At 69.4% G+C, this 16,170-nt stretch carries 10 protein-coding genes and 1 pseudogene; 5 read left to right on the forward strand and 6 right to left on the reverse strand.

Going from position 1 to position 16,170, the window contains the following annotated elements; all coding sequences use genetic code 11:
* Window positions 1-123: 123 nt before the first annotated feature.
* The 5 genes from KA711_12015 to KA711_12035 all read left to right on the forward strand — a co-directional run bounded on the left by KA711_12015 (window position 124) and on the right by KA711_12035 (window position 7,214).
* The gene (locus KA711_12015) at window positions 124-1,455 is read left to right on the forward strand and encodes an efflux RND transporter periplasmic adaptor subunit (protein ID MCM0609695.1); all 1,332 of its coding nucleotides are present in this window, start codon (window positions 124-126) and stop codon (window positions 1,453-1,455) included.
* Between the two features lie 61 nt (window positions 1,456-1,516).
* On the forward strand, window positions 1,517-1,987 hold the full coding sequence (locus KA711_12020) for a cytochrome c (GenBank protein ID MCM0609696.1): 471 nt from the start codon (window positions 1,517-1,519) through the stop codon (window positions 1,985-1,987).
* A gap of 208 nt (window positions 1,988-2,195) precedes the next feature.
* Window positions 2,196-2,897 (forward strand): ABC transporter ATP-binding protein, encoded by a 702-nt coding sequence (locus tag KA711_12025; protein MCM0609697.1) that lies wholly within the window; start codon window positions 2,196-2,198, stop codon window positions 2,895-2,897.
* Entirely contained in the window at window positions 2,894-5,395 is a 2,502-nt protein-coding gene (locus KA711_12030) for an ABC transporter permease (GenBank protein MCM0609698.1), read from the forward strand. The genes KA711_12025 and KA711_12030 overlap by 4 nt, the downstream gene beginning before the upstream one ends.
* Window positions 5,396-5,516: 121 nt before the next feature.
* Complete coding sequence (locus tag KA711_12035) at window positions 5,517-7,214, forward strand: hypothetical protein (GenBank protein MCM0609699.1); 1,698 nt, start codon at window positions 5,517-5,519, stop codon at window positions 7,212-7,214.
* 180 nt (window positions 7,215-7,394) lie between these two features.
* Here KA711_12035 and KA711_12040 read toward each other — a convergent pair.
* From KA711_12040 to KA711_12065, 6 genes and pseudogenes are all read right to left on the reverse strand, one after another.
* A pseudogene (locus KA711_12040) lies at window positions 7,395-7,787 on the reverse strand (DDE-type integrase/transposase/recombinase).
* A 419-nt stretch (window positions 7,788-8,206) separates the two neighbouring features.
* Window positions 8,207-8,797, reverse strand: coding sequence for a 2-hydroxychromene-2-carboxylate isomerase (locus KA711_12045; protein ID MCM0609700.1), 591 nt, complete (start codon window positions 8,795-8,797; stop codon window positions 8,207-8,209).
* A 26-nt stretch (window positions 8,798-8,823) separates the two neighbouring features.
* A complete protein-coding gene (locus tag KA711_12050; protein MCM0609701.1) occupies window positions 8,824-9,588 on the reverse strand; it encodes an SDR family oxidoreductase in 765 nt (254 codons plus the stop codon).
* A complete protein-coding gene (locus KA711_12055; protein MCM0609702.1) occupies window positions 9,585-11,564 on the reverse strand; it encodes an acyl-CoA synthetase in 1,980 nt (659 codons plus the stop codon). The genes KA711_12050 and KA711_12055 overlap by 4 nt, the downstream gene beginning before the upstream one ends.
* Window positions 11,564-15,016, reverse strand: coding sequence for an indolepyruvate ferredoxin oxidoreductase family protein (locus KA711_12060; protein MCM0609703.1), 3,453 nt, complete (start codon window positions 15,014-15,016; stop codon window positions 11,564-11,566). Before KA711_12060 ends, KA711_12055 begins: the two co-directional genes overlap by 1 nt.
* Window positions 15,017-15,058: 42 nt before the next feature.
* A complete protein-coding gene (locus KA711_12065) occupies window positions 15,059-16,090 on the reverse strand; it encodes a zinc-binding dehydrogenase (GenBank protein ID MCM0609704.1) in 1,032 nt (343 codons plus the stop codon).
* Window positions 16,091-16,170: the final 80 nt, after the last annotated feature.

Genomic DNA, 16,170 nt, shown 5'->3' on the forward strand with positions numbered 1-16,170 from the left:
CATTATCGGACACCTGTGACCGGTCGCGGACGCCGTGTTGCTGCATCGAAGCCGCAGCGGGCGACTAACTCATTGATTTCTCTTGGTTTGCGGCGTTGGCACGCACCCTGCTCAAGACAGGCCATGCGCTCCCTTCCCCGAATCAGCCCTGGCACCGACACCGCGCCCGGCTCGACGCCAGCCACCGCCGCCCGCATGGACCGGGCGCTGCCGCGACCGCGCTGGACGAGGTGGCGCTGGCCCGCGGCCGTCGCGCTGCTGGTGGCCGGGCTGTCGGTCCTGGTGGCGCGCACGCCAGCGCCGGGCAGCACGCAGAGCGTGGCGGCGGACCGCGTGACCGTCGGCGCGGTGGTGCGTGGCCCGTTTGTCGACGACTTGCCCGTGCGAGCCTCCGTGCTGCCGCTGACCAGCGTCTACCTGGACGCGGTCGAGGGTGGGCGGGTCGAGCGCGTGCTGGTCGAAGACGGTGCCCGGGTGACCGCCGGGGCACTGCTCGCCGAACTGACCAACGCGTCGCTGCAGCTCGAAGTCCTCTCGCGCGAGACCCAGGTCGCGGAGCAGATGAACGCGCTTCGCACGCAGGAGCTGAACCTCGAGCGCAGCCGGCTGGACGCCAAGCTGCGCGTGGCCGAGCTCGAGCTGCGCGACAAGCAGCTGCGCGACACCGTCGAGCAGCAACGCGCGCTGGCGGACCGGGGCTTCATCAACGCGTCCTCGCTGCAGCGCAGCGAGGACGAGCTGGCCAGCGTCAGCCGGACACTGACGCTGGCGCGCGACAACCAGCGCCTCACCGACACCCTGCAGGCGGCGCAGCTCACGCAGCTGCGCACGACGGCCACACAGCTGCAGAGTCATCTCGAGCTGGCGCGCACCCACCTGCGGTCGCTGCAGGTCCGGGCGCCGATCGATGGCCAGCTCACCGCCTTCGGGCTCGAAGTCGGCCAGAGCGTGGCCCGCGGCGCGCGCATCGGCCAGGTCGACTCGCCGGCCGAGTTCAAGCTGATGGGTGCGATCGACCAGTTCTACCTGCCACGCCTCGCCACGGGCCTGGAGGGCTACGTCGAGGCCGCCGGCCGGCGCTGGCCGCTGCGGGTGACCAAGGTCTACCCGCAGGTGCAGAACGGCGAGTTCCGAGCCGACATGGTGTTCGGAAACGGTGCGCCGCCCAGCCTGGCGCGGGGCCAGACCGTCAACGCGCGCGTGAACCTGGGCGCCAGCACGAGCGCGCTGCTGCTGCCGGTCGGCCCGTTCCTGCAGGACAGCGGCGGCGCCTTCGCCTTCGTCGTCGACGCCAGCGGCCAGGCCGCCGAGCGGCGCAGCGTCCGGCTGGGGCGCCGCAACACACAGTACGTCGAGGTTCTCGACGGGTTGGCCGAGGGCGAGCGGGTGGTGACCTCGTCCTATGCCACGTATGCCGAGCGCCGCGTGCTGCGGCTCGAGCAGGGCGGTGGCTGAACCAGCGCCTGCCCATATCGGTTCACCTTCTTCCCGTGTCTTTCCCAAGGAGATCCTGCCCATGAAACTCGGCCCCCTGCTGCTCTGTGCCGCGCTCTGCGCGGCCGCGCTCACCCCGTTCGGCGCGAGCGCCGCCGACAAGCCTCTTTTTGAGACGACCGAGGACGCGGTGCGCTACCGCAAGGCCGCGTTCACCCTGATGGGCGAGCACATGGGCCGTGTCGGCGCCGAGCTGAGAGCTGCGCGACAGAACCCGCAGAAGCTGCGCACCAGCGCCGAGTTCATCGCCTTCCTGAGCGGCACCCCCTGGGAGGCCTTCGCTGCGGACACCGCTGCGTTCAAGGGCACCAGGGCTAGCGCGGCGATCTGGACGGAGCGCGCGCGCTTCGACCGTCTGGCCGAGAACATGCGCACCGAGGCCGGCAAGCTGGGCAGCGCTGCCGCGGGTGGCGACGTCGCAGCGATCCGAGCCCAGTTCGGCAGCCTCGGCCAGACCTGCAAGGCGTGTCATGACGCCTTCAAGTCGAAGTGAGAGGCATGGGCGTTCGTCCCCTCCGCGGCCGGAGGGGGTCGATGTCGCTGCTGCACACCCGAAGGGGGCCCATGACACCCCTGTCCCCAGCGGCCCTTGGGCTGCGATCCACCAGCCCGCATGCCGTTCGTCGACGGTGCCACCCGCCTCGCCCGTTGCCTGGCAGGCGGCACGTCGCCGAGTCCCGCCCTGCTACGGAGTCCTTCTCATGCTTCAACTGACCGGACTGACCAAGACCTACCGCACCGAAGACGTCGAGACCACCGCGCTGGATGCCGTGGACCTGAACATCGCCGCCGGCGAATTCGTGGCCGTGATGGGGCCGTCGGGTTGCGGCAAGTCCACGCTGCTGAACCTCATCGGCATGCTCGACACCCCCTCCTGCGGGCAGTACGTGTTCGAGGGCACCGACATCAGCGGCTACTCGGAGCGCCAGCTCGCCGAGCTGCGCAAGCGCCGGCTCGGGTTCATCTTCCAGAGCTTCAACCTGATCGACGACCTGACGGTGCGCGAGAACATCGAGCTCGCGCTCTTGTACCAGCGCGTCGATGGCCGCGAGCGTGCCGCCCGCGTCGACGAAATCATGGACCGGGTCGGCATCGCCCATCGCGCGCGCCATCGTCCGCCGCAGCTGTCGGGCGGCCAGCAGCAGCGCGTGGCGGTGGCACGGGCGCTGGTGGGCCGGCCGGCGCTGATCCTGGCCGACGAGCCGACCGGCAACCTGGACAGCGCCCACGGCACCGACGTGATGCAGATGCTGCGCGGCCTCAATGAAGAGGGCACCACGATTCTGATGGTCACCCACTCGCTGGAGCATGCCCAGTACGCGCGCCGCATCGTCAACATGCTCGACGGCCACATCCTGACCGAACGGCGCACCCTGGTCGCTCCTCAGGAGGCAGCAGCATGAACGCAGCCGGGCGTCTGTGGCTCAGCCACCTGGCGGTGGCACTGCGCGCGCTGCGCCGCGATGCCGTCGGCAGCGCGATCAACATCGTCGGCCTGGCGCTGGGGTGCATGACCTGCCTGCTGGTGCTGCTGTACGCGCGCTACGAGCTGTCCTATGACCGCTTCTGGCCCGATGCCGAGCGGATCGTCAAGCTGACCGTGACGAGCACTATCCCGGGTCCTCCCCCAAGGAGCTCCCAGGTGCCCGGCGTGGCGATGCCGTTCATCCTGCAGGACCTGCCCCAGGTCGAAGCCGGTGCGCGCATGATCCCGCGCACCTTGCGCGTGCAGTACCGCAACGCCCAGGGCGAGCGCCGCGAAAACCCGCAGAGCTGGTTCGTCGACCCGGACATCCTGCGCATCTTCCCGCTCGAGTTCATCGCCGGCCAGCCAGAGACCGCGCTGGTCGATCGGCACTCGATGGTGCTGGTCGAGTCCACCGCCAAGGCGTGGTTCGGCACCACCGACGTCATCGGCCGCGAGGTCGAGGTCGATCTGCCTTGCTGCGGCAAGTGGGTTGCGCGCGTCAGCGGTGTGGTGCGCGAGCCGCCGCCCAACAGTCACCTCGGCCTACAACGCGTGCTGATGCGTTTCAGCGATGAGACATTCGCCGCGGATCGGAGGACGTTCGATTCCTGGCTGGCCATCTATTCTCGGATCTATCTGAAGCTCAAGCCCGGTGCCTCGGTCGACGCCCTGAATCGTGACCTGCGCACGCTGGTCGAGCGGCGCATGCCACCCACAACGATGGTGGGCGAGGTGCCGCTGCGCGAGGTGATCATGTTGGGTGCCGCCCCGCTGCTGGGACTGCATCTGGACGCCGAGCTGGCCGACAGCCTGATGCGTCCGTCCGGCAGCGGCGAGCAACTGGCGATCCTGGTCGCCGTGGCCCTGGCGGTGCTGCTGGTGGCGGCCGTCAACTTCCTCAACCTGTCGCTGGCGCAGGCCACCCTGCGCCAGCGCGAGGTGGCCTTGCGCAAGGTGATCGGCGCCAGCAGTGCCGAGGTGGTGCTGCAGTTCCTGCTCCAGTCGGTGCTGGCTGCCGGGCTGGGCGTGCTCGGCGCGCTGGCGCTGGCCGAACTGCTGCTGCCGCCGTTTGGGGAGTTTCTTGCGCGCCCGGTGCCGGCCGCGGGCCTGTGGACCGCCGCCGCCGCCGCACTGCTGGTGGCGCTGCTGGGCCTGGGCGCCGGCGCCTTGCCGGCTCTGCGGATGGCCGCCGTGCGGCCGGGCGAGGCGCTGCACGCCAACCGCTCGACCACCACGGCCGGCGGCACGCGACTGCGCACGACGCTGGTGGTGGCTCAGTTCGCGCTGGCCATCGGCATGCTGATCGCGCTGCTGGTGTCGCAGCAGCAGTATCGGCACCTGCAGGCCGCCGAGCGCCACATCGACACCGATCACGTGATCACGCTGTGGGGCCTGCGCTGGGCCGAGGTGCGCCAGGGCAAGCAAGCGTTCTTGCAAGAGGTCCGTTCCTTGCCCGGCGTGCAGGCGGTATCGGCGTCGGGACGGGTACCGACCTCGTTCAATCCGGACTCGGTTTCGGCGCGTCTGGCCGAGCGCCCGGATGCCGCGCCCATCGTCATCGCGACGACGTCGATCGACGAGAACTTCTTCGACCTGTACCGCGTGCCGCTGCTGGCAGGCCGTCATCTCGGACTGGAGCACGAGCTGGACGCCGCGCACGACCTGTCTTTCGAGCAACTGGCGCGGCGTGGCCTGAACGTGGTGATCGACGCTGCCGCCGCCCGCAGCCTCGGGCTGGCGCAGCCGGCCGACGCGCTCGGCAAGATTCTGCTGGTGCCGCGCGGGGAGCCGCCGACGACGATTCCCGCGACCGTCGTCGGCGTGGTGCAGGCGGCTCGCTACGGTGGCCTCACCGCCGCAGAAGGGCCAAAGCTCTTCGATCAAAACGGCCGCGAGCACCTCTGGTTCTCGATCCGCGCCAAGCCGGGCTCGCTGCGCGAGGTGATCCCGCAGGTCGAGGCGATCTGGACCCGCATGTTCCCGCGGGTGGCGTTCGATCCGAGGATCCTGTCCGAGCGGCTGGCCGGCGACGCCGCCAAGCACCAGCGGCCGACCCAGGCCTTTGCAGTGGCCGCGCTCATCGCCATCGCGCTGTCGGCCGTGGGCATGTACGCGCTGGCCGCCTTCGCCGCCCAGCGCCAGGCGCGCGAGATCGCGCTGCGCCGCCTCATGGGCGCCAGCATTCCGCAGGTGGCCGGCCTGCTGCTGTGGCGGCTGACCCGGCCCGTGCTCCTCGCCGCGCTGATCGCCTGCCCGCTGGCCTGGTGGGCGCTGTCGCACTGGCTGGCGCAGTACCCGTCGCGCACCGAATTGAGCGTGGCCCCGCTGGCGCTGGCGCTGGTGGCCGCCATCGCGCTGACCTGGGCCGTCACTGCCGGCCGCGTCCTGGTGGCGGCACGCCGCCGTCCGATCGAGGAGCTGCGGCGTGAGTAGGGACCGGCACAGCCCCAGCCTGCGAGCCAGCGGTGACCGGTCCGCCACGGCACGGCTCGGAGGGGCCTCGGCCGCTGCGCCGTGGTCCTGGCATCATCGTCCCCCCGTCCGAGGAGCCAACATGCCCCCCCGTCCCTTGCGCACCGCGATCAGCCTCGCCATCTCTGCTGCCCTGCTCGCGGCGTGCGCATCGACCACCCCCTTGCCCCCCGAACCGCGGGTCGAGGCGATGACCGGCATCGGCAGCGTCACCTTCGCGGTGACCGCGCGCGACGAGCGGGCGCGCGCCTGGTTCGCGCAGGGCCTGCTGCTGACCTATGCCTTCGAGCACCAGGAAGCGGCGCGCGTGTTCAAGGCTGCAGCGGCTCGGGATCCGTCGTGCGCCATGTGCGCCTGGGGCGTGGCGTATGCGCTGGGGCCCAACATCAACAACCCAGACCGCGGCCCGGTGCGCGAGATCCGCCGCTACATCGCGCGCGCGCAGGCGGCTGCGGCGGCAGCGACCCCCGTCGAGCGCGCCCTCATCGGTGCCTTGGCCGTTCGCTACGGCCGCGGCGAGGACAAGGCGCAGGCCGCCTATGAGGCGCAGGGTGCCGCGATCTGCACCACGCGCCGGACCGATCGCCCGGTCGATCCCCAGGAGCTGGCCTACGCCGCCGCCATGCGCGACGTGGTCGAGAAGTTCCCGCAGGACGCGGACGTGGTCACGCTGTACGCCGACGCCGCCATGAACGCCAGCCCCTGGGACTGGTGGGATCGCAAGACCGGTGCGCCGCGCGGCTACGTCGCCGACGTCGTTCAGCGGCTGCAGGCAACCACGCGGGCCCATCCGCAGCACACCGGGGCAGCCCACTTCTACATCCACATCGCGGAGCAGTCCCCCGACCCGCGCCAGGCCGAGGCCGCCGCCGACCAGCTGGCCAGGATCGCGCCCGAGGCGCCCCATCTGGTGCACATGCCCAGCCACATCTACAAGAACATCGACCGCTTCGCCGACGCCGTGCGCGCGAACGAGCAGGCGCTGGATGTGCAGAAGCGCTTCAGTGCAGCGCTGAAGGCGCAAGGCGTAGACGGGTCGCGCACCTGGGACTTCCACCACCTGCACTTCCTCTGGTATGCGGCGCTGATGGACGGGCGCACCGCCCATGCCCTGCAGACCGCGCGTGCCATGGTCGATCGCTGGGGCGCCATGGGCAACGACGGCCGCGAGTACGTGCAGATGCTGCCCCTGGTCACCCTGGTGCGCGCCGAGCGCTGGGACGAAGTCCTCGCCGAGCCGGAGCCGGCGGCGGGGCTCGGCATCGTGCAGGCCTACTGGCGCCACGCGCGCGGCGTGGCCCATGCGCGGACCGGCAGTCTGGTCCAAGCCCGCGCCGAGTTGGCGCACTTCGACGAGATCAACGCGCTGGGGACCGTGCGGCGCGCCCGCATCTTCGGCGGCAGCGCTGACAGGCTCATGGCGGTCGCCCGCGGGACGTTGGAGGCCACGATCGCCCGCGCCGACGGGCGCCTGCAGGATGCGATCGCGCCGCTGCGAAAGGCGGCCGACATCGAGGACGAGGTCGGCGGCGAGCCGCCGACGCTCGGCGCGAGCGCGCGCATCGCGCTGGCGGGTGCGCTGATCGAGGCACGGCAGCTCGACGAGGCACGCAAGGCACTGCACGAGTCGGTGCGCCTGAACGGACCGAGCGCTTGGACGCATCACGGCGACGCCCAGCTGGCGCGGCTCGAGGGCAAGGACGCGGAGGCCGCCCGCAGCCTCGCCATGGCACGGTTGGCCTGGCGGAACGCTGAGCGCCAGGACTTGCCGACGCTGTGAACGATCGCGCCCGGGGCGTGCGTTCAGGCCGCCCGCGCCGTCCGCCGCGCCGCGAAGCGATTGCCCGGCTCGCACGGGAACACGTCGTGCACACCGCCCGCGAGCACGTGCTGCCGGCAGTCAGGGACTCGCGCTTTGGAGCCGGCAGTTCTCATGAGTCAGGCTGGTTGAACGGGTGCAGCGGCGCGAGGACTCCACGCTGACGAACTCTTGGCTGACGCTGCGGTTGTTGCGCGTACCGGCCATGTCGTCGTGGTCCAGCAGCGCGGTGTAGCGTGCGGTGAAGTCCTCTTCGGCGGCCAGGTTCTCGAAGGCCGCCGACAGGCTGTCGGTGCGGTGCTCCTGCGGCACACCGCCAGCCTGCCACAGCGCGTTCTGCAGGCCCTTGGACAGGGCCACGAAGCTCTCGCCTACCTTGACCACCTCCACGTGCGCCCAGCGCGAGAAGGCCAGCACGAAGTGGTACAGGATGTGGACGAACGGCTGGCCTGCGATGGTGATGCGCAACCCAGCCATCGAGGTGAAGTCCGCCAGGCCGCGATGGCCGGGGGCGTGGTCTTGCGGGAAGAACACGCCATTGCGCCTCGGAGCGTGGGCGGCGAGGAGATCGTGCTGGACGGCCGCAGCTGATGTTCCGTGATCGCAAGGTCGGCCACCTGATGACGAACCCGGCGATCCTGCCGGGCCCGGACCGTCGCGAGATCCCGGAGGCATCCTGGACGCGGTGGTGACGACGACGATCGCGCTGCACGACCCGCAGGGCCGCCTCGAGCCGCTGCTGCACGCCTGGCGGCCGCGCAAGAAGGCCGAAGGCTGAGCAGCCGCGCAGGGACCTGTGGCGCGCCGTGCGCCGTGCGCCGTGCGCCGGCGTGCCGGTTGCAGTGCCGCGCAGGGCCCGATCCACGACGTAGCGAGCACTGCGTGGTGCCGGTGCCAAGCGATATCCAGAACCGACGAAACGCCTTTCCCCCCTCCCCTCCGTAAGGGCCCCTTCAGGCCAGCGCCTGCTCGACGAACGTGAGCCGGTCCTGGCCCCAGTACATGGCGTCACCGACGAAGAAGGTCGGGGCACCGAAGACGCCACGGCCTACGGCATCGGCTGTGTTCTTCTTGAGCGCCTCCTTGACCTCGACCTGGCCCGCCATGGTCAGGAGCCGCTGCGGATCGAAGCCGCCCTCGGTGAGCACCGCGGCCAACTCGCTTGGCGACGACAGGTCACGCGGGACCTCGAAGAGCGCCCTGAACACTGTGGCCAGGTAGCGATGGAATTCGTCGTCGCTCGACGCCTGCAAGGCCACCGCCGCGCGCATCAACAGCAGCGTGTTGATCGGGAAGTGCGGGTTCATGCGCAACGGCACACCGAAGTACCGTGCCCACCGCAGCAGGTCGACCTCGGCATACCTGCCCTTGGACGGCACCTCGACCGGACTGCGGTTGCCCGTGGCCTGGAACACGCCGCCGAGCAGCATGGGTCGCCAGACGACCCGGGCCTGCCGCGCCAGCGCAATCTTTGGCAGCTGGTGGTAGGCCAGGTAGGTGTAGGGGCTGCCCACGTCGAAGTAGAACTCGACTTCCCTGGTCATGGGTGTCTCCGGCTTGAAAGGGTGAGTCACCAGCGCTCGCTCCATGGGCGAAGATCGAGCTCATGGGTCCACGCGTCGCGCGGCTGCTGGTGAAGATGCCAGTAGTTCTCGGCGATGTGTTGCGGGTTGAGAATACCGTCTTGCGCCTTGGTGGCGTAGCGCTCGGGCAGGTTCTCGCGGATGAATTCGGTGTCGATGGCGCCGTCCACCACCACATGCGAGACATGCAGCCCCCGCGGCCCCAGTTCGCGCGCCATGCTTTGGGCCAGTGCACGCAGGGCGTGCTTGGCGCCCGCGAATGCGGCAAAGCCGGACGCGCCGCGCACGCCAGCAGTCGCACCGGTGAAGATGATGGTGCCACGGCCTCGCGTGACCATGCGCTTGGCGACCTCACGGCCACAGAGAAAGCCCGCCATGCAGGCCATCTCCCAGATCTTGAAGTACTTGCGCGCGGTCTCCTCGAGGATGCTGCACGGGACGTTGGCGCCAATGTTGAACACCAGCACTTCAATGGGTGCGATGTCGCGCTCGATGCGGTCCACCAGCTCGACCACGGCTTCTTCCCGGCGGGCATCGCAACCGAACCCATGGGCCTGTCCGCCGGCCTGCCGGATCTCGGCCAACAGCGGCTCCAGCTTGTCGGCATGGCGGCGGGCCACACAGGCAATCAGCCCGCCACTTGCAAAGCGCTTGGCGATGGCACCACCGGTTGCGTCACCGGCCCCGACAATCAGTGCAGCGGAGGTTGCAGCAGCGGGTCGGTCGGTGCCCGCGGGTGAGCCGTCGTTCATTCGAAGTTCGCCTTCAGAGGGAGTGTTGGCGGTGCAGTGGCCGCTTCGTGCTCGCATTGTGCAAACGTGTACGCAGCCAGGCGGTCACGCAGCGATGCCCTGGCGCCGCTGGCGGCCCAGTGCACTTCCCACCCGTAGCGAGGTTCCTGGGTGGCTGAGAGTGCCGTCAAGGTCACGGCAGCGGCCGTGGCTTCCTTCCGCACCACGTCGAGAATCTCGCGCTCGACCAGCGCCGGCTTGAATAGCTTTCCCACGGCTGTCGTGGGCAGCGCATCGAGGATGTGGATCGCCTTGGGCACCGCAGCGCGCTCGGAAATCCGCGAATGCGCGAAGGCGGTCAGCGCCTCCTCGGTGGCTGAAGCACCCGGCCTGAGTTGCACATAGGCCACGGGAACCTCGCCGGCATGTGCATCCGGGCGGCCGATGGCGGCGGCCAGGGCCACGGCCGGGTGTGCGCACAGCGCCTCTTCAATCGACTGCGGGTCGATGTTGTGGCCGGCGCGGATGATCAGTTCCTTGGTGCGGCCGGACAGCCAGAAGTAGCCGTCGGCATCCACCCGGCCGAGGTCGCCGGTGTCGAACCAAGGCTCGGTGCGCCCGCCCTCCGCGGGGCGGTCGACCCAGGCCTTCTCGTTGTTGCGGGGGTCGAGGTAGCCCTTGAACACGTTGGGCCCGCGCACCACCAGGGCACCCACCTCTTCCACCTCGGCGTCCCGCAGGTAGGCGCCATCAGCGCCCAGGCGGGCGATGCGCACCTCCTGCCAAGGCAGCCGCAACCCGATCGAGCCGATGCGGGCCTCGCCGTCGGGCGGGTTGACGGTGGACACGCAGCCACACTCAGTCAGACCATAGCCTTCCAGAATGTTCACGCCGGTCAGTGAGGTAAAGCGCTGAAACAGTTCGCGGGGCATCGGCGCGGCGCCGCACAGGCCGAAACGCAAGCTGCTCGTGTCCAGCTTGTCGCGCGGCGACTGCAGCAAGGCGGCGTAGACCGTCGGCACCGCCGAGAACGTCACCAGCCTGTGCCGCGCCACCAGTTCCCAAAACCGGGCAATCAGCCCGGGGGTGCGGTAGCCCAGGGGCGTGCCCAGCAGCACGTGCGCCCCGCTGGCCCAGATGGCCAGCCCGGTGATGATCTGGGCATTCACATGGAACAGCGGCAGACCCGAGAAGACGGTGGCTTCCGGGCTGCTTAGGGTCGTGGCCAGCGCAGTGGAGAGCTGCAGCGCATTGGCCACTTCGGTGCGGTGTGTGCGCACAGCAATCTTGGGCATGCCGGTGGTACCGCCAGTGCAGAAATACGATGCCACGTCGTCCAGCCCCGGCAGCTCGAAAGTCAGCGCCTTCCCGTCCTCGCGCGACAGCGCGTCGTGAAAGTCAATCACCGGCAGGCCGCGCAATGACGTCGGCACCGCGGCTGACGGGGCCAGCGCGGCACGCTGTGCGTCGTTCAGCAGATAGCGGCCGGGCGACACGGCCAGCAGGGCGGTGATCGAGTCCACGCCTTCCAGCGCTGTGCAGACCTTTTCCCACAAATCCTGCCCCGGCATGGGCGCCAGCGTGACCACCAGCCGGGGCCGGGTGGTGGCCATCAGATGCCGCATGGTGGCGGGCTCCAGCATCGGGTTGATGGCCATCACCACGCCCGCCGTTTCTCCACCCCAGATGGTCCAATGAGTCTCCGGAAGGTTGGGCAGCACGAACACCACCACGTCGTGCCGGCCGATGCCCAGCCGGCGGAACAGATGGGCGGCCTGGGTGATGCGGACCAGCCACTCGGCATAGCTCCAGCGATGGGGCCGGTCGTGCTCGTCGAGCGTCAGAAAGAACGACAGCGCGGTCGCATCGGGGCTGACCTCGGCGCTGCGCTGCAGCAGCGCATAGGTGCTGGGTGTGCGATCCAGCGGCAAAGCTGCGCTGGCCTCCAGGTCGTGCACGTCCTGCAGGCTTCGAATCGATGGGACAGCGGCGGCCATCACGCGGCTCCCTGCTGCTGCAGGGCCCGGTCACGGCGGGCCAAGCCGGTTGCCGCCTGGCGCTCGCGCACCGGGCCGTAGCCGCGCACACTCTCGGGCCAGCCTGCCAGCTCGCGCAGCCGTTCGGCGGGCCAGCTGGCCGCTTCGCCGGCCATGCGCCCCAAGTCCTCTTCGTAGGCTGCAAGAACGCGGCGATTGAGCCGCGCCTCTGCCCCGCGGCAGAACGGGTCCAGCCAGGTTCCGCGCAGAAAGCGCAGTGACGACAGAACGCTGAATACCGGCATCACCCAGCCGCCGACGCTGGACTTGGTGACCGCACCCGTGGTCGTGTCGCGCTTTCCGAAGGGACCACCGGCCAGGTGAAAGCGAAGCTTGTAGTTGCCGCTGAAGCCTTCGCCCAGGCTCATCTTGAATGCCGGCCGGGTGTACAGGCGGGCCACTTCGAACTCGTCCTTGACGGCCAAGGTGCGGAAATACTGGGTGGCCACCTGGCGCAGCACTTCTCCGGCGTCTTCGCGCCGGCCCAGCGCACGTTGCACCGTCTCGATGCGCTGCCGGTAGCGCAGGCCCAGGGCCTTGTTCTGGTAGTCGGTCAGGCGCTGGACCCGGTCGGTGATCAGGTCGGCCAGCGGCAGTGTGTTGGCTGGCACTGGCCATCGCACGGGAACGGCGGGCGCCTGCGCCCGTCGCGCGCCTGCGGCATCGTGTGCCAGCCAGCGGCCCAGCGCGAAGGCCTGTCGGTTGGCCTGCACGGCCACGGCGTTGAGCTCGATGGCCCTGTCGATCGCCGCCAGCCTCACCGGGATGACACCCCTTTGCCATGCATAGCCGAGCAGCAGCATGTTCGACAAGATGGCGTCGCCCAGCAGGGATTCGGCCAGATCGGACGCGTCGATGAACACCACACGGTCGGCCAGTGCCTGCTCCAGCCGGGCCCGCAAGCTGGTTTCATCAGCAGACCAGTCGGGCTGACGGGTGAAGTCGCTGGTGGGCACGACCTGCGTGTTGATGACGGCCGTGGCCCGGCCAGGCCGCAGCCTCGAAAGCGATTCCGCCCCGGCTGCCACGATCAGGTCGCATCCCAGCAGCACGTCGGCCTCGCCGGCTCCGATGCGGGCCGTGCGCAGCAACTCGGGCGTGGGTGCGAGGCGGATGTGTGAGCCCACCGCGCCGTACTTCTGCGACAGCCCGGTCACGTCGAGCGAACTGCCCGCCTTGTCATCCAGATGGGCGGCCATGGTCAGAACCGCGCCGATGGTGACGACGCCAGTGCCTCCGATCCCCGAGACCAGCAGGGCCATGGGTTCGAACGACTCTGGCAAGGGCGGCTCTGGCAGCGCCGGGATGCTGACCTGGATGGGCTTGCCGCCCTGCAGCTTGCGCGGCGCCGCGCCGTGCAGCGTCACGAAGCTGGGGCAGAAGCCGCGCACGCACGACAGGTCGGTGTTGCACGACGACTGGTTGATCTTGCGCTTGCGGCCCAGCGGAGTTTCCAGCGGCTCGATGGCCAGGCAGCCGGACTGGTCGCCACAGTCGCCGCAGCCCTCGCAGACCTCCGGGTCGATGTAGGTCCGGGTCAGCGGGTCGGGCAGCTTGCCGCGCTTGCGCAGGCGGCGCTTCTCGGTGGCGCAGGCCTGGTCGTAGATCAGCACCGACAGACCGTCGTGTTCACGCAGGTCGCGCTGCACGGCCTCCAGCGAGCCGCGGTCGAACACCGGCACCCCGAGCGCCTGCCGCCGTGCACCACCATAGGACCCGACGTCGTCGGTGACGATGACCAGCCGCTTGACGCCCTCGGCACGCAGCTGGGCTACTGCCTTGTCCACGCTCAGATCGCCGTCGATCGGTTGTCCGCCGGTCATCGACACGAAGCCGTTGAACAGCAGCTTGTAGGTCATCCGCAGGTTGGCCGCCACGGCCTGGCGGATGGCGAGGTAGCCCGAATGGAAGTAGGTGCCGTCTCCCATGTTGGCGAACACATGGGGCTCTCGTGTGAACGGCAACTGCCCCATCCACATCACTCCTTCGCCGCCCATGTGAGAGACGGTGTGCGTCTTCTTCGGGTCGTTGAGCATGGCGATGGTGTGACAGCCGATGCCGGCCAGTGCACGGCTGCCGTCCGGCACCTTCGTCGAGGTGTTGTGCGGACAGCCGGCGCAGAAGCTGGGCTTGCGCATCGGGCCCATGGCCGCCCCCGCCAGGGCGGTGCCCGGTGCGGCAGGCATGGCCACCGGCCTTCCCAGCAGCCGCTGGATGGCTTCGGCGATCTGCAGGACGGTGAGTTCGTTGCACAAGGGCAGCCACGCATCGCCCCGTGAGGCGGAAGACTCTGGAGAGCCGTTGAACTTGCCCACCACCTTTGGCGGCGTGGCCAGGCGGGCGTCGAACAGCACCGACTTCAGCTGCGATTCGATCAGAGGGCGCTTCTCCTCCACCACCAGGATCTGATCCAGGCCCATTGAGAACTGGCGCACGATCTCGTCATCCAGCGGCCAGACCATACCCAGCTTGAGCAGCCGCACCGGCAGCTCGGCGGTGCTTGCCGCGATGCCCAGGCGTGCCAGGGCCTGCAGCGTGTCGCCATAGGATTTGCCGGCGGTCACGATGCCGATGCGGGCGCCGTCACCGGGCCAGACGATGCGGTTGAGACCCGCGGCCTTCGCGAACTGCACGGTGGCGGGCAGCTTGTGGTTGTGGAGTCGCTCCTCGGCCATGACCGGCATGTCGAGCGCGCGGATGTGCAGCGGGCCGTTGGCGACCGCAGGCGCGGCCACCGGCGTCAACTGGCCCACGGTCACCTCGCCGGCAGACTCCACCACGTCGGTTACCAGCTTCAGGCCGACCCAGCAACCGGTGTGGCGCGACATCTCGATGCCACGCAGACCGAAGTCCAGCACCTCCTGCACGTTCGATGGGTAGAGCACCGGAATGCCGGCCGCGATCAGCGAGAAGTCGGACTGGTGAGCGGTGGTGGACGACTTGGCACTGTGGTCGTCACCCGCCAGCACCAGAACCCCGCCCAGCGCGCTGGTGCCCGCCAGGTTGCCGTGCTTGAGCGGGTCGCCGCTGCGGTCCACGCCCGGCCCCTTGCCGTACCAGATGCCAAACACCCCCTGGACCGTGGCACCGGCAAAGGTGCCTACGTACTGCGACCCCCAGACGGCAGTGGCCGCCAGATCTTCATTGATGCCGGGCTGGAAGTGCACCTTTGCAGCCCTGAGCAGCGGCTGAACCCGCCACAGCTCCATGTCCAGCCTGCCCAGCGGTGAGCCGCGGTAGCCGGAAATGAAACCCCCGGTCTGATGGCCCTGGCGTTCGTCGATGCGGCGCTGGTCCAGCGCAATGCGCACCAGGGCCTGGTTGCCGCTGAGGAAGACCGTGCCCTCGCCAAGCTCGTAGCGGTCTTCCAGGCGAGCGGACTGCAGTTTTTGGAGCTCGGTTCGAGCGTTCATGGGGCCGTGGTGGGGGCTGGGAGGCAGGGTGTCGCTGCCGCGTCAGGACACGCGAACGACAAGTTTTCCGCTGGCATGCCGCGACTCGCAGCGCTGGTGTGCTTCTGCAATGTCCTCCAGGCCGGGGTAAACGGTGTCGACGACCGGCCGGATGCGTCCTGCGTCGACCAGCCCGGCGATGGCATCCAGCGCCTGGCGGTCGGGCGAGTGCAGCACCCACGCATAACGGCGGCCGAGCCTGGCCTGGGCAGCGCGTGCCGACCGCATGGCCAGGAAGGCACGGAACAGGCCGCCGGGCACGCCGTGGCGGCTGACCAGGTCCAACGTCGGGTGGAGCAACGTGGCGTAGGCCGCGCCGCCATGGACCTTCAGGATCGACAGCGAGCGGGCTTCCACATCACCCCCCACGGTGTCAAGCACGGCGTCCAGGTTGCCCAGCAGGCTGCTGAAGTCCTGCCTTGTGTAGTCGATGGCCTGCGCCGCCCCGAGCGACAGGCACAGCGCAGCGTTGCCCGCACTGCAGGTCGTGATCACCTCAGCGCCCCAGGTCCGCAGCAGTTGAATGGCGAATGAGCCTACGCCACCGGCACCGGCATGCACCAGCACACGCTTGCCGGCGCTGTTGTGTTCGTTCAGGCGCAGCCCGTGGGTGATGGCCTTCCATCCGGTCAGCGCGGCGTAGGGCAAGGCAGCCGCTTCGTGCGTGCCAAGCCTGGCCGGGCGCAGTCCGACCTCACTCTCAGGAACAACCACGTACTCCGCATAGCTGCCCCAGCGCCCATGTCCCTTCGCGCCCCAGACCCGGTCGCCTACCTTCAGTGTCTTGATCCGGCCGCCCACCGCGGTGACGACCCCCGAGAAGTCGGTGCCCAGCACCATGGGGAACGACTTCGCGCCCTTGAGCCTGAACAGCGGTGCGCCATAGCCACTGCGGCGGCCGCAGTCGATGAGGTTCACGCTGGTGGCGTCAACCCGGACCAGCACCTCGCGGGCACCGGGTTGCGGCACCGGCAGGTCGTGGCGGACCGCCAGCGTGTCGGTGTTGCCAAACTTTGTGAGGACGCAGGCCTTCATGCAGAACAACCTCTTTACGGAGAGTGGGTGGAAGACGGACGCGCGCGGCCCGTGGCTCCCGTCGACCAAGGGGCAACCGG

The organism is Ideonella sp. WA131b (assembly GCA_023657425.1).
Lineage (GTDB): Bacteria > Pseudomonadota > Gammaproteobacteria > Burkholderiales > Burkholderiaceae_C > Rubrivivax.

Coding starts and splice junctions, on each gene's coding strand:
- KA711_12015 (MCM0609695.1), top strand. CDS start 124: ATGCGCTCCCTTCCCCGAATCAGCCCTGGCACCGACACCGCGCCCGGC.
- KA711_12020 (MCM0609696.1), top strand. CDS start 1,517: ATGAAACTCGGCCCCCTGCTGCTCTGTGCCGCGCTCTGCGCGGCCGCG.
- KA711_12025 (MCM0609697.1), top strand. CDS start 2,196: ATGCTTCAACTGACCGGACTGACCAAGACCTACCGCACCGAAGACGTC.
- KA711_12030 (MCM0609698.1), top strand. CDS start 2,894: ATGAACGCAGCCGGGCGTCTGTGGCTCAGCCACCTGGCGGTGGCACTG.
- KA711_12035 (MCM0609699.1), top strand. CDS start 5,517: ATGCCCCCCCGTCCCTTGCGCACCGCGATCAGCCTCGCCATCTCTGCT.
- KA711_12045 (MCM0609700.1), bottom strand. CDS start 8,797: ATGACCAGGGAAGTCGAGTTCTACTTCGACGTGGGCAGCCCCTACACC.
- KA711_12050 (MCM0609701.1), bottom strand. CDS start 9,588: ATGAACGACGGCTCACCCGCGGGCACCGACCGACCCGCTGCTGCAACC.
- KA711_12055 (MCM0609702.1), bottom strand. CDS start 11,564: ATGGCCGCCGCTGTCCCATCGATTCGAAGCCTGCAGGACGTGCACGAC.
- KA711_12060 (MCM0609703.1), bottom strand. CDS start 15,016: ATGAACGCTCGAACCGAGCTCCAAAAACTGCAGTCCGCTCGCCTGGAA.
- KA711_12065 (MCM0609704.1), bottom strand. CDS start 16,090: ATGAAGGCCTGCGTCCTCACAAAGTTTGGCAACACCGACACGCTGGCG.